This window comes from Corynebacterium sp. MSK297, assembly GCF_030232885.1.
GTDB lineage: Bacteria > Actinomycetota > Actinomycetes > Mycobacteriales > Mycobacteriaceae > Corynebacterium.
Genome location: NZ_JASPGD010000036.1, coordinates 1 through 376, shown reverse-complemented (window position 1 = coordinate 376; position 376 = coordinate 1). Strand labels below are relative to the sequence as shown.

Sequence of the window (376 nt, the reverse complement as noted above, 5' to 3'; positions counted from 1 at the left end):
ATCATTCTGTGGGCAGTGCGGTGGTACTGCCGCTACGGGGTGAGCTACCGCGATCTGGAGGAAATGATGACCGAGCGGGGCGTGCCGGTCGATCACACCACGATCTACCGCTGGGTCCAGAAATACGCCCCTGAGCTGGACAAGCAAACACGGTGGTACCGGCAGGTACCTGACTGGCAAGCTAGTTCCTGGCGGGTGGATGAGACCTATATCCGGGTCGGCGGCAGGTGGTGCTACCTCTGTCGGGCGATCACCGCCGGTGACCAGACCTTGGAGTTTTACCTCTCTTCGATTCGGAATGAAGTGTCCCAGGTTTTGTTCCTTTTGAGTAGACGGGAAAATCTTCGAACATGCCAAGAAAATTTGACCAGGATGC

Annotated in this window: 1 protein-coding gene; it reads left to right on the top strand. The window is 56.6% G+C overall.

Translation table 11 applies throughout. From position 1 onward, the window contains the following. The coding region (locus tag QP888_RS11020) for an IS6 family transposase (RefSeq protein ID WP_284813597.1) at window positions 1-376 on the top strand (376 nt) is incomplete at both ends.